Source organism: Bilophila wadsworthia ATCC 49260 (genome assembly GCF_000701705.1).
GTDB classification, from domain to species: Bacteria; Desulfobacterota; Desulfovibrionia; order Desulfovibrionales; family Desulfovibrionaceae; genus Bilophila; species Bilophila wadsworthia.
Genome location: NZ_JNJP01000030.1, coordinates 1 through 20581 on the forward strand (window position 1 = coordinate 1; position 20581 = coordinate 20581).

General features: G+C 57.2%; 14 protein-coding genes. 7 read left to right on the forward strand and 7 right to left on the reverse strand.

The genetic code is table 11. From position 1 onward, the window contains the following. Positions 1–344: 344 nt before the first annotated feature. Positions 345–11501 (reverse strand): LPD38 domain-containing protein, encoded by an 11157-nt coding sequence (locus tag T370_RS23630; RefSeq protein ID WP_029435789.1) that lies wholly within the window; start codon positions 11499–11501, stop codon positions 345–347. A gap of 75 nt (positions 11502–11576) precedes the next feature. Further along, positions 11577–11822, reverse strand: a complete 246-nt coding sequence (locus T370_RS0111355) for a hypothetical protein (RefSeq protein WP_005027215.1) — start codon at positions 11820–11822, stop codon at positions 11577–11579. A 90-nt stretch (positions 11823–11912) separates the two neighbouring features. Here T370_RS0111355 and T370_RS0111360 point away from each other — a divergent pair, with 90 nt between their 5' ends. From T370_RS0111360 to brnA, 7 genes are all read left to right on the forward strand, one after another. Then, positions 11913–12458, forward strand: coding sequence for a phage regulatory CII family protein (locus tag T370_RS0111360; protein ID WP_029435790.1), 546 nt, complete (start codon positions 11913–11915; stop codon positions 12456–12458). A 341-nt stretch (positions 12459–12799) separates the two neighbouring features. Then, positions 12800–13249, forward strand: a complete 450-nt coding sequence (locus T370_RS0111370) for a hypothetical protein (protein WP_051643824.1) — start codon at positions 12800–12802, stop codon at positions 13247–13249. Between the two features lie 406 nt (positions 13250–13655). After that, on the forward strand, positions 13656–14165 hold the full coding sequence (locus T370_RS25015; RefSeq protein ID WP_156034409.1) for a hypothetical protein: 510 nt from the start codon (positions 13656–13658) through the stop codon (positions 14163–14165). Next, positions 14155–14913 carry a group I intron-associated PD-(D/E)XK endonuclease gene (locus T370_RS0111385; RefSeq protein WP_156034410.1) on the forward strand — a complete coding sequence of 253 codons (759 nt, stop codon included), beginning with the start codon at positions 14155–14157 and terminating at the stop codon, positions 14911–14913. The genes T370_RS25015 and T370_RS0111385 overlap by 11 nt, the downstream gene beginning before the upstream one ends. Positions 14914–15203: 290 nt before the next feature. Beyond that, positions 15204–15890 (forward strand): Rha family transcriptional regulator, encoded by a 687-nt coding sequence (locus tag T370_RS23635; RefSeq protein ID WP_051643825.1) that lies wholly within the window; start codon positions 15204–15206, stop codon positions 15888–15890. A 58-nt stretch (positions 15891–15948) separates the two neighbouring features. Next, positions 15949–16227: a hypothetical protein gene (locus tag T370_RS0111395; protein ID WP_029435796.1), complete on the forward strand. Its 279-nt coding sequence runs from the start codon at positions 15949–15951 to the stop codon at positions 16225–16227. A gap of 76 nt (positions 16228–16303) precedes the next feature. Next, complete coding sequence (gene brnA / locus T370_RS0111400; protein WP_029435797.1) at positions 16304–16546, forward strand: type II toxin-antitoxin system BrnA family antitoxin; 243 nt, start codon at positions 16304–16306, stop codon at positions 16544–16546. 94 nt (positions 16547–16640) lie between these two features. Here brnA and T370_RS0111405 read toward each other — a convergent pair whose 3' ends face one another. Genes T370_RS0111405 through T370_RS0111425 form a run of 5 tightly spaced genes read right to left on the reverse strand, consistent with a single transcriptional unit; the run spans position 16641 to position 20575 of the window. Then, positions 16641–18632 carry a hypothetical protein gene (locus tag T370_RS0111405; protein WP_029435798.1) on the reverse strand — a complete coding sequence of 664 codons (1992 nt, stop codon included), beginning with the start codon at positions 18630–18632 and terminating at the stop codon, positions 16641–16643. An 8-nt stretch (positions 18633–18640) separates the two neighbouring features. Beyond that, on the reverse strand, positions 18641–19072 hold the full coding sequence (locus tag T370_RS0111410; RefSeq protein WP_016361033.1) for a hypothetical protein: 432 nt from the start codon (positions 19070–19072) through the stop codon (positions 18641–18643). After that, a complete protein-coding gene (locus T370_RS0111415) occupies positions 19065–19424 on the reverse strand; it encodes a hypothetical protein (protein ID WP_029435799.1) in 360 nt (119 codons plus the stop codon). Before T370_RS0111415 ends, T370_RS0111410 begins: the two co-directional genes overlap by 8 nt. 3 nt (positions 19425–19427) lie before the next feature. Further along, the gene (locus tag T370_RS0111420; protein WP_029435800.1) at positions 19428–20039 is read right to left on the reverse strand and encodes a hypothetical protein; all 612 of its coding nucleotides are present in this window, start codon (positions 20037–20039) and stop codon (positions 19428–19430) included. 2 nt (positions 20040–20041) lie between these two features. Then, entirely contained in the window at positions 20042–20575 is a 534-nt protein-coding gene (locus tag T370_RS0111425; RefSeq protein WP_148399793.1) for a hypothetical protein, read from the reverse strand. Positions 20576–20581 lie beyond the last annotated feature (6 nt).

Below are 20581 nucleotides of genomic sequence, written 5' to 3' on the forward strand. Positions count from 1 at the left end.
AAAAAGTAAAGGCTCCTGAGACGTTATGAGTCGTCAGGAGCCTTCATGAGATACAAATATGGCGGAGAGGGAGGGATTGAAAATTTACTCGCAACAGGTTGATACTTCTCTATAAATTTTTTTCATTTTTTTGAGATACCCTCAAAAGTACCCCAAAAAGTTTAATGCTCCATCCGCCACATGTACTTTCTCCGCAAGCACATTGACGAGGCATCTATATATCAGGATCGCCAGTCGCAAGTAAAGGCCGGGGGCTGCAAGAGACCCCGGCCCGCCCCTACCCCCACACGCTCTGGAACGCCTCGCCCTTCTGCCGGGCCTTTGGCGTCAGGCGTGCCCCTTCTCTACTGCACCCGCATTTCCTCAATTCTTTTCATCGCCCGCTGTGCCAGTATGTTCTTCCGCCGCTGGATGTTGTCCAGCTCCCTTTGCTTATCGGACGAGCTCATCACCCGGTTGATCCGAACCTTCTCCGCAGCCTTGTTCAGCTTTCCGAACTCCTTCGTTAGTGCGGTGAGCCCCTTCCGATTCGCCAAGGCCACAATGTCGTCGTGGGAAAGTTCGGCTTTCGCTGCGGACACGTTCCCGCCCTCTTCCGCTATCTGCTTCAGCGACGCGTGAAGCTTGTTCCCCTGCTTCATGACCTCATAGAGTTCGGACTCGTACCGCGTGCGCTTTTCTCCGCTTCCGCCGTAGAACGAACGGATGATCGGCAACTCCTCCAATTTCCGTTCGGGTGCCTCCGGCTCATTGCCGAGCGGCCTCAAAACCATATCCGAAGCTCCAAGTACGAACGCCCCGAGTCCGCCGAAATAGCCGTTGACGAGATGTTCAAGACGTTTCGGGGAACGCAGCACGTCCGCTCCGGTCTTGCCCATGACGGGTGTGAGGAGCGCGTCCATGAACGAAGCCATTGCCCGTACCGTCAGGCTCGTCCGGGAATCGAACTGATCCACGGGGGCCTTCCTGTCCATCCCCATGCCGACGATGGGCGTTTCACGGAAGAAATCCTTGTTGGCGACTTGCTCCACGAGAGGCCGTACCGCCTGCGGGAACGGGTTAAAGGCGAGCTGGTCCCAAATCCCGGCGAACACTCGGCTGGCAAAGACCCCGCCCGACTTGTCCGTTACGAGCTGCTCCATCATCCGCTCAGGGATGGTTCCGAAAATGAACCCGACTTCAAAGGGCTTGGGCAAGCGGAAATGCTCGCCGTCCACCCAGAAATGGAAATAGGTGTCTTTTTCCCAGTCTTCCATCTTGTCCCAGTCATCGGGATTCAACGCCTGATTCAGGGCGTACAGAGCCATTGAGGCCAATGCAATGGTCATGCCCTTGGCGGCGAACGCCCGTGGGTTTTCCACAGCCCCGCGCCCGAGCCGGTGCAGCCCGGCAAGCCGTGCGCCGAGAAAGGGCACCGTTTCACACAAGCTCTGGATAAGTTGGCTCTGTCCCCGCACGGTGAAGTCCATCAAATCCTTGGCGGCAAAAGCGGCCTCACGATGGCTGAACCCTTTGGCCCGCATTTTCTTGTACACGGCAAGCCGTGCCGCGTTCTCGGCGGCCGACCCGGCGTGCTCGTAGCCTTCGCGAAGCTTGCCGACAAAGGCTTTCAGTTTCTCCCCCGTATCCAGCACGGAATCCTGAAATGCCTTTTTGTCCATACCGTACTTGTCGAGTACCTTGTTGAGCGCCTTTGCGGCCTCTTCTCCCGAGTTCCCCAGACGGTACCCGCTGCCCATGAACGCGGAACCGGCGGCGAGGAGCTGCTTCGTGTCCTCGTCCACATTGAAGGTGTTCTTGATTTGCGCCAGCGAGTCCACCAACGGCCTGTATCCGGATTGGTGTTCGATGGTCCATGCGTGCAGGGTGTCCCGCAAAAAGTTCCGCAGCATGAAATCCGGCATGGACGTTACGCCCGTGGTCAGGAGCCGCCGGGTGCCCCGGAGCAGTTTCCACACCGGCCCCTGCCTCCCGTCCTGTTTCCACATGCCCGTCAAGGCATCAAGCAGCATGGGGTCTTCCACGGAATAATAGAGGCTCTTGCCGTCCTTCTGGACGCGGACGTAGTTGAACTCGGTTGGGTTGAACGTCGCGGCGATGACCTTCTTCTGGCTGTCGGTCAGGGGCCCGCACTGCGCGGCAAGCTCCTTGTCCTGCGCCAGTACCTCCGTCAATTCATCACCCTGCCGTTTCTCAAGCCGTGCGACCTCTTCCGGCGTGAGCTTGCGGGCAAGACGGGCCTTTGCCATGTCCTGAAGGATCATGTCGGCCGCCCGGTTTTTCTGTGCGGCGTCAATCAGGTGGATGAAGTTTCGCATGATGTTTTCGACGGGATCGCCGATGTTTGCCTTGCCGCCCTTCAACGTCTTGATGCCGGAGGATTGCCCGGCAAGCCCGCTGTTGTTCCGGGCACTGCGCACGGCGTCCAGCCCATCCTTCACCCGGTAGAACGGAATGTAGTCGGCGTTCTCCCATGCGGAACGGGATTCAGGATCGATGATGCCGCCTTCCTGCGCGAAGTCCAGAACAGCCTTCTTGAACCGGGCGAAGTCCTCGAACACCTGCTTATAAGTAGCCGCACGCTTGGAACCGTCGGGCATGACGCCCTCGTTCAGTTTCTGGGCCGCCGCGATTTCCGCATCGGTGAACAGGTTTTCCCGGCCTTCCTTCTTCAACCGGGCGGCGCGGTTCGCCACCATCCAGCCCATGAAGGAATCCATCTCGGAGGCGACGGGCGCGAACACGTCGGTCAGGCTCTTGCCCTCCACTCCCATGATGCCGTCGTTCCAGACCGGTGCGCCATACTTGATCAGGCTCTCAATCTGCGTCCCCAGACTGGTGGTCATGCGGGCTTGAACATAGCCGTCCTTGGATACGTCCTTGATGCTGGCGAAGTGGTCGAATACCTGCTGCTCGACTTTGCGCTTCCAGTTCTCACGGAATGCGGCGAAGCGTTCGGCAACGGTAGGCCGATGCCCGCCGATCTTGCTTCGGAAAGAATCAAGGGGCGTTTTCGGTGCGGCATCTTCCGCCCGTTGCTCCTCTTTCGCCGTTGTGCCGAATACGTCGCGCAGGGAGGCCAACGGCTTGTTATCCGGAGCAATCGGCTTGACGATATCCTCTTCGGTGAGTACTCTCTTTCCAGAAAGTCTCGATGGGAGTTTGCGCACTCTGGGCAATTGTAGCCTGTTTGTCCGCGCCCATGCGAGACTTTTCTTTTTGTCCTGATAAAGGAGCCTCCCTTCTTCTATCTGCCGCGCATACCACGTCTCATTGCTTCGCTTGTAGGCGCTGGCAATATCGTTGACTCTGACGCGCTGTTTCTCGGTATCCAGATGAACAGCCGCCATAACCGAACGGCCTTCATGCTTGAGTTCCGTCAGAACGACGAAGGAATCCGCCTGCGACGCCGACTCGAATACCATAATCGGTTCGGCCAGCGCCTGCGGAAGCTGCTTTACCAGCTCCTTGGGAAGTCCGTGATCCACCTTGTCGGAAAGCACCTTACCCAAATTGTCCGCAGTCATGGTCATCGGCAAATCCGGCGCGCCCAACTTTTGCAACACGTCGGGGGTGCGGCACACCGCCATGAGTCGGGGTTGCCTTCCTCCGGTGCCCTCATGAGGGTGGAAGGCGTCAACCTGCCTCCCCCATTCCTCTGCATCGCGTTGCACCTGCGCCCACGCGGCGTGAGCGGCCTCCATATCCGAACCGGACCTGTCCACCGACGCCATAGCCGGGACCATGCCGCCTTCGGCCATGCCTTCGGGCCTGCCCTCAAAGACATACCGATCCAGCGCGGACAACAGCCTGTCCACGTTCTCGTATTTCATGGACCCAGTGCGCCCGGTCACGGCATCCACCAGCGCATGCCATGCTCGCAAGACCGCCTCCACAAAGCGTCGCCAAAGCGTCTGTTCCTGATCGGACAACTTGCCTGCCGCCCGTTTTTCCGCGAGGCGGGCAAGGTACTCTTCCATGACCAGAGCGCGGTCTTTCACATCCCAAAGCGGATCAACCCCATACTTGTTGGCGACGGACGCGATTTCCGCATTGCCCATGCCGCCCATACCCTGCCACAGCCGGTTGAGCACCCGCCGTTTTTCGTCCATTCCCAAGAGCCCGTTCAAGCCATGATGCACCATATTCTCGTGCATCCATACTTCCGCCGCACGTGCCGTGCTGTGCAGATTGTCCGCCACGAGGTACACCGTGCCGGAAGCGGGATCGTACACGCCCTCCAGACGCGATGCCACATCGCCGTAAAGCTGCCGGATGTGTTCGGGCAATTCCTCAAACGACTGAACCCCCCGCGTGTCGGCGGCGTTGGCCGCCCGTTTGCCAAGCGCGTCCGCCACCCGCTGCACCGCGGCCTTGCGGATACGGAGGCGTGTGGACGGCATAGCGGGCAGGAATTCGCCGGGAGTGACGGAAGCCATCGGTGTGCCTTCCTTTTCAATAACCACCATGCGCGTATTGACGCCCGTGGTCACAGGCAGGGACGGATCGTTGAACGAGCCTTCAGCCAGCTTCTCCGAAGTCCCCCCCACCTCTTCCAGCCAGTCCCTGAACTCGGATGCCTTCTTGTCCTTCCCGAAAAAGGAGCCTTCGCTCACAATGGCGACCAGCTTCCCGCCGGGATTCAGCAGGTCGTAGGCTCGCCGGACGTGCTCCGTATCTTGCCGTTTCGAGAACGGCGGGTTCATGACGATACGGTCAAAGCTCTCTCCCTCGGGAATATCCTTCATGAAGTCCTTGCCGATGACCTCGTAGCCCTTGGCCTCCAGCAGCTCGCGCTTTTGCGGCTCCAGCTCGGCCACCACGGGTTCGACGCCCTTCTCCCGGATACGGTCGGCGATGTGCCCCATCCCGGCGGAAGGTTCCAGAACGCCCATGCCCGGCCTGATGTCCGCAGCCGCCAGCATTTCCTCCGTCACGGCTACGGGTGTCGGGAAAAAGTCCAGCCATCCCCGGTTGTTCGCCGCGTCGCGCATGACGCTGCGCTCAAGCTCTCGCACCTTGTCCTGCTTGGCTGCCGCCTGAAGCCCCACGAACTCCCGCAGAGCCATCCGGTATTCGGCGGGCGTCTCAATCCCCATCCGTGCAAGGGCTTTCCTCTTCTGCCGAATATCAAAAAGCTGCCAGGGAATGTCACGGGAAGTGCTTCCCTGCTTGTCGAACAGTTCATCGACCAGCTCGGGACGCAAGGAGAGCATCCGGTCATCATCGCCTTTCCATATACCGCGCTCCTGCGCCGCAGAAGGAGACAGGATTATTCTGTTCTCCCCGCGCTTCACCGGCAATACCACGGCCTTGCCACGATAGCCGCTACGGGCAATGGCCTTTTCCGCATCTTCACGGGATTTGAATACGGCGGGCTTGCCGGCCTGTGTCGCATAGGTGGAAACCTCCTCCAGATGCGAATGGGCAAACTCCAGATAGGTTTCGGTCACATCGTCGGCAACGGAAAGAATCTTCTTCCCGAGGCTCTTGGTGCCATCCTTCTCGCTGAGCTTTCTGCCGAGTTCAGCCCAACTGGAACGGTAGAGCCTGTAGTGGGGGAAGGCGGCAAACTCTACGGTCTGGGTGGTCGCCGGTTCTTCGCTGTGCTTCTCGCGCTGATCCCATGCGGGGTATTTCGTCTTGTCCTCTTCCCATTTCGCCATTCGCAGGGCATCCCGAAGCTGCTCGACCTGCTTTTTCTCGCGCACGCGGTCAAGGAATGTCGCGGTTCCGTTCCCGATGGCCCCGGCGATGTTCCGCATAGTCTTCGCCAATGACTTGTCGGCATAGGCCATAGCATCGGCGGCCGCCGCCTGCCCCGCGCGCTTTGCCGTGTTCACCTTGCGCGCCGCGTTCAGGCTGGCATCGGCATCCTCATCCAGCCTGTCAGCCATTTCATTGAGACGCTGTACGGCGGTCTGGGAACGGTCATCCTCATAGGCATCCCGCCGGGCCTTCACCGCTTCCTGAGCCTCGGCCTTATCTCCCTGCGCCAGCTTCAGAAACGCTTCAGCCTGTTCCCGTCCGGTAAACTGGAATCCCGGTACGGCCCCATTGCCACGGAACTTGGAATAATAGCCGCCAAGCTTCTTGGCACTGGACAACAGAGCAAGGTAATCCTCCCGGCTTACCCTGTCTTCAAGACGAACCACGAACAGATCATGTCCTTTCTGCGTATGCTTTGTGGCAATGATTTCTCCGCCAGTGGTCTGGGACGAAGAGGAAAGGACAGGTTCCGCCTTTGTTTTTCGCGTGCTCCTGCTCGCTTCCGCCGCGAGACGGTCAAACTGTTCCCTCTGCTCGAATGAAAGCAGATCACGGGCCTCACCAGCCGTCTTGCCTTCATCCATATGAAACCGGATGAACGACCGAAAATCCTCCAACGTCTTCGGATTCTCGACCGCCTCGCGTTCGGCCTTGCGACGGCTGGCGTATTCTTCGCGCTGCGCCGCGGCGTCTCTGGCGAAATCCGCCAACGTCTGCTCGCTCTGGGCATCCACAATCCTGCGGATGCTGGCGACGGTGGCTTTCCGGTATTCCTCCGGGCCCATACCCATGAATCCGCTGACGGAATACGGCTGCCCAAGAGTAAAGTCGGACAGCATGTCCCGGTACAGCGCATCAACGATATCTGCCTTTTTGTCCCCTTTGTGCCGCCACGCGAACATGGCGCCGCCACGCGCAAGCAAGGCATTGACGGTCATGCCGGACAGTTCGGCACGGACAGCCTCCTCATTTTCCAGCAAAGCCGAAAAACCACGGTGATAGTCCTCAAGGGAAGCCTTCCCGTTCAGGAGAGATTTGTAGAGAGCCCGATGGCGTTCAACGTGTCCAGCGTCTCCGGGTTTGCCGGAAGTCTGCTCCTGCGGTTCCTTTTTCGGACTCTTTTCCGGCGGCTGCCCCTTCGTCTCTTCTTCCGTCTGTGGCTTCTCCGCTTCCCGCTTTTCCGGTTTGTTCGGCGTAGCTTCCGTTTTCATCCCGAAGGCATCGCGGAAGGCCTTGTCCTGCGGTTTCGCAACGCCGGGAATATTACCCGCTTCCGGGGATAATTTGGCGTTCTTGAGGTAGCTCTCGAACGCTTTGACGTATTCGCCCTTCTTCGCGTCCAGCGCCATGCGGAACAGGGCTATGGCCTGCTTGGAGAAATCCTGTACGGGAGCCCGGCCCGTCAACATGTTCACCTGCTTGAGGTAGGTGCCCGGCTCTTTGACGCCGCTCCCCTTGAAACCGACCAGCAGATCCACGGAATCCCTGACGTGTTCTGTGATGTTCCACGGCTTGCCGATGCCTTCGGCCACCAGAATGTGCGGGATGACGGCATCGAGCTTGCCCACGACATCAGCCGGAAGTTTCGCCAATGCCTCGTAACTTCGTGCGATACGACCACGAAGAGCTTCCTCGACAACCTTCTTGCCGTCAGGATTGAGCAGACCGTCGGCTCCGACTAACGCATTGCGCTCGGAACGCTGGATCACGCCATCCTCCATCATCCGTTCGACGACGGCTACGGAAGCGGGCGTATCAAAGTACTCGCGCAGGCTCTCGGCGTCCTTCAATCCGGCGGAGAGCATATCCAGCGTCCGCCTCCCGAACCGTTCGCCGCGAGATTTCCCGGACGCCCGCTTTTCCTTGGCGTCCTTGAAGTCATCGTTCATGGCCGTGACAAGCTGCTGGCGTTCTTCCCGCGACATGCCGCGCTCAAGTCGGCGCACCAGCATGGGCGAATGCATGGCGTCCACCTGTGCCGGATCAATGCCGAGCCTGTCGGCATTGGCTTTCAGCGCCTCGCGGTACTGTTCGCCCCGTTCGGGGAAGGATTCATAGGCCCGGGCAATGGACATGGCCCGCCCGTTGCCGCCGAGGACGTTGTTGTCATGATCAATGACGGGAGCCCCGTGGTTTGCGTCCACGGACTCCATGAGGAAAGCCGGATCGAGCTTAGCCGCGTTCTCCATGACCTTGGCCCGGCTGCCCGGTTCGTCATGGTAGCGCCGCTCGTTCTCCAGCCCATATGCGGGGTTCTTCTGAAAACCTCTGGAAGGCAGATGGGAAGCCCGCACATCGTCGGCTTCCAGAAGCTCGTAATGTGCGGGTTCGTCCGCCCTATTCGGAATCTTGACGGCTACAGGCTGTCGGGGCCGTTCACCTTCCCGTCCTTCCGGGGCAGGTTGTGCAGCGCGTCCTCGATCTCCTCCTCGTCCTCCGTCGCCCACGAGGTCAACAGGCGCGCCATGTCTTCCCCGGTTGCTTTGGAGAAGTCCACCTGCATGATCGCTTCCTTCTCCGCCGTTTCTTCCGGCGTTCCGTACAGTTTCGTCTCTTCCATCAAGAACCTCCCGTGTGTTTCCAGAGTGAGGCGGCGTACCGCCGGTTTTTGCCCGTGCGTTCTTCTCCGCCCACTGCCCCATCATGGCATCGATATGGCGGCGGATCGCGTCAAAATCCTTCACCCATGCTGCGGGCAGGGGATCCGCACGGAATGCGGCCGTCACCCTGTCCAGTAAGTCGCGGACAAACTGGGACACCCGCGCGAACAGGCTCGGGCGCTCTTCAGCCATCTTCGCCCAGAACGATTCTTCGGTGAGCCGCTTGCCCACGAGGTCGGCCCCGATCTCCTCCAGAATAGCTTCATCCGACATCCGGGCCACGGTTCCGTCGCCCCCCGTTCGACGATCGAGGTTTTCACGGTAACGGGGAATGGCGTCTTCCTGAAGGTCATCCAACAGATATTCTTGGAATTGTTTATATGCTTTGAGGTCTTCGCTCCGCATTCTGTGCAGGAGTTCATGCCCGAGGACGAAGAGATAAGGCTTTTCTCTCTCCGCGCTCCCCTCCATGAACACCACATGCTCAATGGTCGGAACAGACGCGCCGCGGATGCCTGTCTGAACGGACGAACTATCCTTGAAAATGACGACATCCTGTCCGAAAACACCCCCGATCTCTTTCAGCCGGAGCGAGGTTTCGCTGTCCTTCCGTACTGGGATAAATCTGAGGCTCTCCTCATCCACACCGAGTTCGGACGCCGTATGTCTCTTGAACTCGTTCAGTACGAGTTGTTCGTAAGCCTTCTTTCGTTCCTGCGGGTTCAATCCGTGCGCCCATGCCTCGGCTTCAGGAGAAACCCCGCCCTGCTGACGTTCTATGGCCCGAAGCAGCTTCCGCTCTATTCCTTTCCGCCCATTTTTCTCAAACGACGCATTTTTCGTTCCTTTGCTTCCTCCGGATACATCGCGTCCCACTTCTGGCAATCCTCGAAATGCTGGCTCATCTCCTCGTCCAGAAGCAGATCTTCCCGAGTCAGGAATCGTAGGAATCTGGTTGAAGGACACATTCTGGCCCCGCCCTTCTCCGGGAACCTCGACAGATCCCGCGGTTCGTTGAACAGCGGCTCCAAGTCCGGCCTCTCTGCCATCAACTCCAGGTAAAGCCGTATCCAGATCAGGTCTATTTCCCAAATCCCCATGGTATCGTCCGGATCCTCTTGCAGCCGCAGCCAGTTCTCCCGGATTCCCCGCCGCGTCGACGGGTACAGACTCCGAAAGAAGCTCTCCAGTTCCAGTTCCGGGCGTTCCTTGCTGTAGACCGCCATGTATTACCTCCAGTCCGGTTTGCCCGGACATTGCCATATCGCCGGATACGGGCAAAGGAGTTTCCCGCAGGACTTCCGGTGACGCCTCCGGTACTTCGGAGACAAGGTTGTCTCCCGGCACTGTCTCTGCGCCAAGAGGGATACCAAACAACTCCCTGATTTCCCCTTCTCTGACAAGCGGGAACCGCCAACCCCCGACATTGCGATCCAGCCGCCCGCCCGCCGCTTTGATCGCCGCCTCAAAGGGCGCGGTGTCGCCATGCAGCATGAAGGACTTGTCGTTGATGCGCGTAAGCTGCAACGGGGCAGATCCGCCATTGGCCTGCGCGTCAAAGGGTTGAGGAGACTCCGGTGCGACGGGCGATTTGTCCTGCCCCAAGGGAAGCCCCCGTGGAGCTTCGCTCAGAGCTTTGGGCGCACCCGGGACTACGGAATACTCGACGTCATAGACCTGATCCGCCAGCAACGGCGGCATGTCGGAACGCATCCCCGCCGCGATGGGGCCAAAGGCGTCCGGCTGCACGATGCCATTCGCGGACACGGCACGCCCGCCCGGCGTAACGGCGAAGTCGGGCGCGGCGGGAGCAGTGGAAAGGCCGAGAGGACCGCCAAGGATGGCCTCCATCCCCTTCTGCAGCGGGGAGGTGGGAGGCGGTGTGGCGATGGGGTCTTCGTATGCCCTGTCCGTTCCCATGACGATGTTCTGACCGGGACCAAGCTCAAGAGGGGATCCATGCCCACCTTCGGGCAAGGCCGCCTGCTGTTCGGGTGGGAGAACTGGTTGCGCATCGGAGACCGCAGGAGCCCCGGGCTGCTGTTGCGCACGGCCCCCGAGCACATGCCCGAAACCGCCCATGCCGCCACCCATCGCCATACCGGCAAAACCGCCGCTTACAGCCGCTTCCCCAACTCCGCTCATAGGATCAATGGTCGGATCGGCGCGTTGCAGTTCCGCTTGAGAGAGATATTGTTCCGCGCCGCTCTGCCCGGCCTCTTCGCCGAATTCAGCCGCCCCCTGCTTGGCCGCCGTCCCCAGAAGCGTTTTGCCCGTCTCCCCGCCAAGGATCTTGCCGAACATATAGCCGGACGGCGCGGACAAGACCGCAGTGGAAGCCCCTGTCTTGAGCCCCGTCATTGCGGCTACGGAATTGGCCAGCTCCTCGCGTGCCCGCTTTGGATCCCCCGTACGTTGCAGAATCTCCTGGTACTCGGGCGAGGCCGCAAGCTTGTCTTCGGGCATGGCCAAAATCGCCTCATGGACATCGAGGGCGTTTTGCGCGCCGCCGATGGTTCCTTCACCGAGCGAAGACCCGACCGCCCAGGCAAGCCCGCGCGAAAACCCCGCCTTCATGAGCCCCCGTGCCGCGAGTGCGCTGAGGCCCATCCCCCCGACCATGCCGGGCGCGGATTCAGCGACGCTTCCCAAAATCTTCCGGGGAGACGTCCACGCCCCGCCAAAACCATAGGAACCGTCGGGCTCCTCCGTGAAGAACTCCTCTGCCCGAGCCAACTTCATTTCCGGGGAATAGCCCTTGCGCTTCTCCTCGGCGCTTTTCAGAAAATAGTCTTTGGCCTTGCCCGCGGACTCAATGCCCATCTCCTCCGCAAGCCAGAAAGGGATTGCCGCAAGCTCGTTGATGCCTGCGGCGATCCCATGCCCCGTGTCGGAGAGAAGGCTCGCCTTCCCCATGTCCTCCCGACGGATGGTATCGTCGGGATGGGAAAGGTTATACTCCTGAATCCTGACTTCTTCGGGGTCTTCTTCCGTCACCCCTCCGAACGCTTTCGCAAAATCCTCCAGCGGCATGTCCGGGGCCGTGGTGTCATAGACGGCACGGGTAAGCTGATAGTCTGTAAGCTCACGGAGCTGCGGGTAACGGGCACGGTATTCGCCGATTGTCTTCAAAGAAAACTCCTCCATTTCAATGTGTTAAAAACAAAGAGAAAAGGAGGAGCGTTATGCCAATGATACAGGAAAGTATCAGAGTCCGGCAAGGGTTATAACTTTCTGAGCTTCAGCTATCGCGTCTCCCGGGGACAAGCGGTTCGACGCAAGCAGGATACAGGCGGCCTTTGCCAGCAGACGGCTATGAGCAGGGTCAAACGACTCGGGGAGACTCGTGGAGATTTGCTTCACATCGCCCAGTGCATCCTCAATGGAAATCGACATATCCGTACTCTTGAGAAAACATGCGGTCAGCACGAGTTCTTCCTTGCTCAAGCTCATGATTGCCTCCTTATACATATGGCGTTATCACGGAGTGAATATAGCCTTTACGGAAGACAATCAGCGTATCCTTTTGAGGAAAAAGACCACATGGCGGATTTGAAGAACATGACCGGAACGGAAGCGTTTCAACTTGCGAAGGATGAAAGCGCCCTTACGACCGATGAAATTGCCGAGCGGCTGAATGTCTCCCCGTCGGTGATCAAGCGTTACCTCAAGTCAGGGGACAGCTATCTCCCGGGGCTCGAAATGCTCCCCCGGCTGTGCGCAGTGCTCGGAAATACGATTCTTCTCCAATGGTTGGAAGCACAAGTCGAATCAGAGGAAGAGTCTGTCCCTCCGGCCCAAAGCCGGGCGGAAGTATTGACGTCCGTGGCCCGCGCCAGTGTCGCGCTTGGCGATGTGCAACGGATTCTTGTAGAGTCAAAGGTGATTGCCCCTCACCATGCCCGTGAAATCCGTTCCGCCCTGAATGATGTCATCACCGAGTGCCGCATAGCCAAGGAATCCCTCCAGCCGCTGGCGGCGCATCGGGATATGACGAAATACGCCCCGCTGTTTTCCTTGAAGAACCTCCCGGGAGAAGAGGAAAGCCGCCCTCCCCGGAGCTGGTGGAAGTTTTGGAAAAAGGATTGATGCAAAATACAGGCCGCCTTCGGGTGGCCTTTTTCATATCTTATGAAGCTGCCCTTCCTCTTTTATAGATTGTCTGGTATGCAAAAATCTAATTAGGAGGAAGGAGATGCAGAAATCCAAATGGCTTCCGATCGTCACTGCCTTTTTTCTTTGTTTTGCGGCATGTTCCATGCTTAACGAGGCTCTTGCGGCATATGTCGTACATGGGAATTACAAGAGCCGCATCTACCACAACGTACGGTGCAGGTACTTCAACTGCAAGGCGTGCACGGTGGTGTTCCAATCGGCGGAAGAGGCTAGGGCAAACGGGTATCGGGCTTGTAAGGTTTGTGGAGGATAGGATGAAAGGTATATTGAGCACGTTGGCAATACTTGGATTGCTCTCGTCAACAGGCTTCATGCTTCAGGGGTGCTCCGTCGGCATGGCCATGAGCGGTAAAAAACAACCGGAACTTGGCGCAATACGAGTTGGTGCCACTCGCGGCGAAATGGAGCTTCAGTTAGGTTCACCTATAGAGGTCCGTGAGGAAAACGGTCACCGTGTGGACATCTACGAATATGAGATAGGAAACGAGCCTTCAGCAGGGCGCGCAATAGGTCACGGAGTAATGGATGTTCTCACTCTGGGAATTTGGGAAGTTGTAGGAACTCCTGTGGAGGGTTTCCAAGGTGAGAAGAAACGCCTCATGCTTACCTACGACGAACACGATGTGGTAACAAAAGTCGGGACGATTACTGTCCCTAAGAAGAAAAAGACCGTTACAGAAGACAGTAAAGATGATAAACTTTGATTTAAAATAGAAAGATTCTAAATAACAGAGCTTGAGGATATGCAAATTTTCTGCGTAAGATGACTGTTTTTTACCTTGCTTGCCCTCGAAGTTCCCGCCTTACAGGTGCTCAAGAGACGCACCACATAGTCACGTTGGACGTCTGTGGGCAAATTATGGGTCTCTCCCCAGATGTGACGAACTCACCGAGGATGTTCATGGCACGGCGGCATGTGCGGCTGTTCCAGCGGTGGACGGGTACGGTGTTGCGACGGAACGCTCAGCCCGTCGTGCAGATGAGGGCTGAGGATTTCAATTCGCCTGAAATAAAGGACTGGATAAGGGAAAGGCGGTTCTTCGGGGCTGCCTTTTTCTTTGCCCTGTTAGAGGGTTTCTGGTATGGGTGGGGAAAATGGAGGAATGGGAGATGGGACAAGGAGCTTCAAAGCAACGTCCATATTTCACTCTAGGGTTATCAGACCTGTCCAACCTTTTTGATGCCTACATAGACCAACCACAGAAGCTGAAGGTGCTGGAATTCGAGCTTGAGCAGCGAAGTTCTCCAAGCGCAAAAAGGTTGAAAGAACGGATCTGCTCCCGTCTCGACGAACTTAAATCACAAAAATCATCCCAACCGATTCAGCTTCCGCTTTTACCGGATACTCCCCCCAAAGACAGGGGCCCCATTCTGAAACCATTCCCCGCTGCTAGCGCTCCTACGCCACAACCTTCCGTTTTTCCGTCTCACGAGGAAAAAATTCTTGCCCAAAAAATATCTGAACTTGAGAAAAAATTGGAACGTCAGGGAGAAGAGATCAAAGCCCTGCATACGGCATTGGACCAATTGAAAAATGAGCAAGCCGCAGCTGAGAAAACATGGTTCTCGCGCCTGACTGATTCCGTAAAAGATATCTTGGGGGAAAACCATGGGAAGTAACCTCACCCCTATCCTTCAGGCAGTGAAAGAGATCCTGAGCTCTGCAGGAAGAAAGGGTATGCATGTATCTAAAATTTCTCAGGCAGCTGTCAACGAAAACAAAAACATGGGGTTAACCGCTGAAGAGTTCAAAAAAAAGATTACTGCCGCTTTGGCCGCAAACCTAAAGTTGAAAAGGGGGAAGCCATCCTTTGCTCAGGTAAACTGGGACAGTGGGCCCCGCAAAGGAAATCCAAGGCAGGGCTGGTACAGGGTCAAAGAAGAACGGGTACAGCCGCCCGAAACGAAGATTTCCATACCTGGGGTGAACTCAAACTTCACGGGAAAAGCTGGCGAATATGCCGTCATGAGCGAATTGCTGTTTTGGGGGTACAATGTATCCCAGATGACGGTTGATGATGGAATTGATCTCGTAGCGAATAAAAACAATAAATTTTTCTATATCCAAGTCAAAACATCCATGCGACAAGATGGTGACAAATATACTTTTACCATTGCGAAAAATTCATTCAGTAAATACAAAAGCCACAACGCTTTCTATGTATTTGTTCTTCGGCAGGATACTCAGAATGGATATATAATCATTCAGGGGAATATTCTTGATGCTTTTATCATGAAAGGTGTCATCCGTGACGGCAATATATTATCCATCACAATCACCGTGAACGATAAAAAAACGGTGTATACTCTCAATAGTAAAGAAAATATTACACACTATTTTGGTAGATTTGGTGAAATAATTCTATAATTATCCTTGACATTCCCCCTATTTTATGGCGTTGTCTTCCCACGGTGCTCATCACACCAAACTAGGCGGACAACGCCACCCGATAGCATGGCTCTTTTTGTGCCCTTTTGCCAAAGTCAAGATTCTTTTTGACTGCGGTTTTTTGCTATACTTGCATCTTCTCGATGCCGGGTGTGCCCGATATGTCCAAGGCTTCGGCCCAAAGGCGGGCAGCCGCTCCTAGTTGCGGTGATGAACACCCGGCATCGCTATTCATCGGCGGTGCCAATATCCAAAACTAGGAGTGGCACATGTCTCAAGCTCTTCTTCTTTCCGAACCCGTCCCCACCGTCTCTGTCCACGATGGACGCCCCGCCGTCACCTCCCGCGAAGTTTCCCGTTATTTTAACAAGCGGCATGATGCAGTCTTGCGGGACATCGCCGCTATTACATCCAATTGCCCGGAATCATTTAGCGCCCACAATTTTGTGGGGGCCTCCTACCTCGACGAACAAGCCAAGAACCGCCCCATGTACATCATCCACCGCGACGGCTTCATGCTCCTCGTCATGGGCTACACCGGGAAGAAGGCCCTCGCTCTCAAGCTCGCCTACATCGAAGCCTTCAACCGTATGGAGGCCGAACTCGCCAAGCGCAACCGCCCCACCCTGCCCGCGGCTCCGCGCTTCGACGAAGCCGCCATGCTGGAACTCGCCGCCGAAATCCGCGAGGCCCAACAGCAATACTACCGTACCTTCGGGCGCCTGTGCAGCAGGCTGATCACCATGAGCATTCCCGTCTTCACAGCACTGGAAAGCCGCGTCTACAAGCAAGCTCCCGACCGTCCTTTCTCCGGCGTCCGCATCGGAGCGCAGTGGGAACGGTACTTCACCGAGCGCATGACCGCCGCCCTGCACTCCCTTGACGACAGATTGCCGGACGAAAAGAACCCGGCAATGCTCCTGCTGGAATACGCCCGCGCCATGAGCGCACGCTGATTCCCATTGGCATTGGGAACATGATCCTGTATCCTGCACCCAACGGAGGGAATCCCCCATGTTGCTGTTTGATGACGGAAAGAAACTTGAGAAGGCTGTGGGCGAGGAAGCCGCGAAAACCATCGTGGAAGTGCTGGAACGCTTTGACGAGAGCCAAAGGAGCGCCAGCGCCTCCAAGGGCGACTTGCGGGAAACAGAATTGCGCCTGTTGAAGGAAATCGACGGCGTCCGTCTCGAAATTCAGAAGGCCAAAGCCGAAACCATCAAATGGGTAGCGGGTATCATCACCGCCCAGACAGTGGCGATCATCGCCGCAATCATTGCCTTGATGAAATAACCCGACCATGAGCTTACGGGAAAACGAAGCCCACGGCTTTAAGCGAGAGAGGATTCAATCCATTAGATAACTGCCTATGAAAGCGAATGATTTTGATGAATACTTTGATGATGGCGGCAGTGTGATGCCCTTTGCCGACATGTCCAAAGCGGAACGGCCCAACGTGAAGACCAAACGCGTCAATGTGGACTTCCCCGCATGGATGGTCGAGGCATTGGACAAGGAAGCCGCACACCTTGGCGTAAGCCGTCAGGCCCTCGTGAAGGTCTGGATCGCCAACTGCCTGACGCATACCGCCCATACAGCCCCTAGGGTGTGAGGGCTCACTTACAAAAACAGGGCCGGGAACCGTGAGGAACCCGGCCCTTGTTTTCTCCTCCTTTTCTCTATGCAGTTGTCAAAGAACTAACGTATTATCGCTGAACAAGACGGTCTGGGAATCTTCCTGTCTTGCGCCAAATTGTTTTCTCTTCATCAGTCATCTGTGCAAACCGTGTATCATGTTTTGTCGGAAGTTTTGGAGCTGTCCCGCTCCGGCCCGTTTCAATCCAACGTTGGACTGAGGTTTTTTGTCGCCGCCCAAGCTCTTGGGCGGTAGCTTTGTCGATCTCAATAGGATGCTTTCCCGGAAGAATCAGGTAATATTTATCACCAACCTTTTGGATATCAGCTTCATCCGGCGCAACGGGCAAATCCATCGTGGCATTTGCAGAGCCAGCGACATTCGGCATCGCCCCACTAAGGCGCGCTTTCGGGGCGTATTGCTTTTCCTGATCTTCATGGAGCTTCTTCGCGTACCGCGTCGCTGCATCTGGAGATACAAACACTCCAAAATGCTTTCCAGACTTCTTAAAAAGATCGATGGCCTCACGTTCCGTCAATATCTTACCATCGTCGCTTACTGTAGGAATGAGGTATTCTTTACCATCAAGGCCAACGGAAATAGTTCTCACTGTACTGAAGCTTCCGTCAGGATTATGAACGACGGGGCGATTATTCAAATCTATGTTCCCCGGCTCAATCAAGCCGTCCTTAGTGGGTACAGCGGGATCTCCAAACATCCCCCCACCGAGACGCGCAGGCTGTTCAGTGGAGGTTTTTCCCTGAGAGGGTATACTCCCGCCATTGCCAGCAGGGGGCACGGAGGGCTTACCGCCTTTATACTCCAACCCACGAGAGAGAATGATATTTCCAACATCTCCCCCCTGTCCCGGAGCCGACTGCCCCGTGTATCGCTTCACGAAATCTTGTTGATGCTCGGCCCGTGCCTCTCCAACCTCTGCGGGTGACATGGCCCTCAGCTTGGGTTTTCCTTTGTCGTCAACAGCGATGCTTCCGTCTTTGTTGTATTCCGGCTTGTAGAAGACACCGTTTTTCTCAGTATACCCCGACGCAGCCATCCATTGATTGAAATCGGCGTCCATTGTCTTTTTGAGACCCTTCCGGTTGATGCCGGGCATTCCCGGAATCAGCCCATCGCCTTTTTCGTACTCGAACCGCTCACGGTTGAGGTTGTGCGTTGCCCATCCCTGTGAGACGCGCTGTCCTTCATAGCCGAGGCGTACCTTGTCGTTCGCCATGTCCGCCCGGCCCTTTTCCATGTCAAACAGCCCCTTCATGGTCTGAAGGTCTTTCGGGAATACGCCTGCCTGTTGCAGTTCCTCGTTCGTCATGAACTTGGACGTCTTGTTTGCCGTGTCCGTCACGATGTACCCTGACCGAAAGCCGTTCGCAGTCATCATCTTGCGTGGCACGAACACGGTTTTACCGTCGTTGTCGTACAGCCATTTGCTCGGATCTTTCAGGTAGTCCTCGTTCTGGCGCATCGTCGCCAGAGAATACTGGAAGGCAAGTTGGCTGAACCGTTTCGGATCTTTGGCAAGCCCGCCGTAAAGGTTGCTCAACTCCTCAGACGTGAAACTCTGTCCTGTGGCCTCCGGCCCGAATCGTCCGGCGTACATCACTTCATGGCGTTTCGTCTCAGGGTTATACTGCGTCTGATAGGGCAACCCGAGTTTGTCCGAGGCCTGATCCAATATGGAGGGATCCCCACTCTGCTTGAAAGCCTGCGGTGCATAGGTTGTTGTCTCGAACATACGCATGATTGCCTGATCGTGATTCTTCCAAGCTTTTTGCAACCCCTCCTGCGAGGAATTGTACTGCGTCGTATACTCGCCGAGCGCCCGTAACCCCACGGGGTCGGAAAACAGCGTCGGGTCGATTCCGTCTATCGAGCCTCCCGCCTGCGTCACCGCGTCGCCGATCTGTTTCAGTCGGTCATTGATCTGTATATCCCCGACAACTTGCCGCATCTTCTCGCCTGCGGCTGCCCCGCCGAGAAAATCTTGGCCAAAACTGTTAATCGGCGCAGCCCCCGCCAAACTTGCGTAACCACCTCGTCCCATACGTTCTCCTACCAAAATTTCCCAAGCCGATTAGCAATATTCTTTTTCGCGGTATCGTCTCCAATAAGGTTCTGTACCCCTTCACCGGACTTCAGCGACATATCGGAGAGAGTTCCAGCCGCAAGCGTTCCAAGTCCACCAAGCGTCGCCGCACTCTGCCCGCCTATTGCCGAACCTATGCCGCCGCCCAGTGTGCTCCCGAGTGCCATTCCCGCCAAGGGATTCGCTCCTCCGAGTGCAAATCCCGCAGCCGCGCCGACGACAGGAAGAATATCCCCGAAGATATTACTGCTTCCCCCACTGACCTTGGTGGTCTGCGTCTGGTTCACGGCCTTGTCCATCGAAGCATAGGAAGCCGCTGCCCCGCTTTGGTTCTGCGTGGCGAGCTGCGCCGCCGGGGTCCAGCCGAGGGTCCCCATCTGAAACAATCCTCTAGGCATACGCGCCTCCCGCCGCCTTCATCGCAGGCTGCGTCTCAAGCCCGATGCCCTGCCGGAGCTGACCGCGCACGTCCGGGGTGACGTTCTGCCGCATGGTCCCCATCCCCGGCTGCGTGGGTTGCTGGCCGGGCTGCGTTTGCTGCGGCCCGGACTGGGGCAGCAGTTCCTTGAGCGCATCGCCTCCGGCGTCCCCCTGCGGCGTGGGGATGAGGCTTCCATCCCCCTCCTGCCCCACTCCGACTCCAAGCATCCCGCCCGCGAGACTCGGTCCTTGTGGAGCCTGCGGCATCATGCTCTGGAGCCGGGGTACAAATCCCTGCTGCATCGCCGACGTATACGACATGAGTTTCATGCGTTACCCTCCGAGCCCGTAGGCCATCGCCCCGGACAACTTTTTCAGGTTCATCTCTTCGCCCTGCATCCGGCCCGTGTTCGCGGCCCCCGCAATGGACGCGGCCCCCTGTATGGCCAAATCGCGGCTGGCCGACTGCGCCGCGCCGCTTGTCGGACTGATGCCCATCCGGCTCATGTTCCGGTTCATGCTGCCCGTGGCTTTGGACAGCGCCATGTTCGCGTCGGTTACCGCCCGTCCCGCGTAGGTTTCCGTGGAGGTTGGGCGGGAGGCGTTGTAGAAGTCCGTCTGAATGCCTTTGAACCCTTCAAGCCCTTCTTTAACTATGTCCGTCTGTACGGGGATAAGCCCAAGTTGGGCTTCGGCATTGGCCTTCTCCACAGGAGCCTGCACATCCTGCCACCATTTAAAGAACTGATCGGAAAGGCCTTGCTGACGTTCCGCAACCGAAGCCATGCGGGCATTGTATTCCTTGTCCGGCTCGGAACTGATGTTGGTGGTGGAACTCCCTCCGCCCTTGCCGCCCTTCAGCCAGGCAATAGGCCCCGCGTACTCGCTGGAACAGGCGTGCAACACCCGTCCCGTCCGCATTTCCATCTCAATCCGCGTGTACATTCTCATTCCTTTTCTCCGCACCATGCGCCCGGAGCCGTCGTCCGGTCCGCATAACTGATAAGTCCCGGCTCATTCCGGCCCGTATCCGCCATAAAAACCGCATACGGCAGCTCGCCCACCGAGACGAAACCCACCTTTTGGACCCACCGCACGGCCTTTGGGCGGCGTACGGGCGTCGTGCCGTGCAACGCCTCCAAAATGAACGCCCCGCGTTCGTCCCGCAGCCGGAGCATGGAGGCCACGGCGAACCGTCCGAGACGCAGCGTCACCAGCGGGTGCAGGTTCGGCAGCATGGCGAAATGCGCAAAGGCCGTCCCGCCGTGGCAGACATGCGTGAGCCAGCACATGCCGGAAAGCTCGCCGCCGTGGATCAAGGCCCATAAATGGATGTCCGGGCGGCGCGCATAGTCCCGAAAGCCGTGGTGGCTGTCTTCAATCTCGCCATCGTAAAACGTTTCGTGGAATCGGCCGGCATCCTTCAGGCGATCGTACAGCTCATACAGGGCCACGTCCGGCAGCGCCGACTTGTGGGTCATGCCATA

Bases quoted from the DNA above. Each gene is read 5' to 3' on its own strand.
- T370_RS0111355 (WP_005027215.1), bottom strand. From the start codon at position 11,822: ATGAGCTTGAGCAAGGAAGAACTCGTGCTGACCGCATGTTTTCTCAAG.
- T370_RS0111360 (WP_029435790.1), top strand. From the start codon at position 11,913: ATGGCGGATTTGAAGAACATGACCGGAACGGAAGCGTTTCAACTTGCG.
- T370_RS0111370 (WP_051643824.1), top strand. From the start codon at position 12,800: ATGAAAGGTATATTGAGCACGTTGGCAATACTTGGATTGCTCTCGTCA.
- T370_RS25015 (WP_156034409.1), top strand. From the start codon at position 13,656: ATGGGACAAGGAGCTTCAAAGCAACGTCCATATTTCACTCTAGGGTTA.
- T370_RS0111385 (WP_156034410.1), top strand. From the start codon at position 14,155: ATGGGAAGTAACCTCACCCCTATCCTTCAGGCAGTGAAAGAGATCCTG.
- T370_RS23635 (WP_051643825.1), top strand. From the start codon at position 15,204: ATGTCTCAAGCTCTTCTTCTTTCCGAACCCGTCCCCACCGTCTCTGTC.
- T370_RS0111395 (WP_029435796.1), top strand. From the start codon at position 15,949: ATGTTGCTGTTTGATGACGGAAAGAAACTTGAGAAGGCTGTGGGCGAG.
- brnA (WP_029435797.1), top strand. From the start codon at position 16,304: ATGAAAGCGAATGATTTTGATGAATACTTTGATGATGGCGGCAGTGTG.
- T370_RS0111405 (WP_029435798.1), bottom strand. From the start codon at position 18,632: ATGGGACGAGGTGGTTACGCAAGTTTGGCGGGGGCTGCGCCGATTAAC.
- T370_RS0111410 (WP_016361033.1), bottom strand. From the start codon at position 19,072: ATGCCTAGAGGATTGTTTCAGATGGGGACCCTCGGCTGGACCCCGGCG.
- T370_RS0111415 (WP_029435799.1), bottom strand. From the start codon at position 19,424: ATGAAACTCATGTCGTATACGTCGGCGATGCAGCAGGGATTTGTACCC.
- T370_RS0111420 (WP_029435800.1), bottom strand. From the start codon at position 20,039: ATGTACACGCGGATTGAGATGGAAATGCGGACGGGACGGGTGTTGCAC.
- T370_RS0111425 (WP_148399793.1), bottom strand. From the start codon at position 20,575: ATGACCCACAAGTCGGCGCTGCCGGACGTGGCCCTGTATGAGCTGTAC.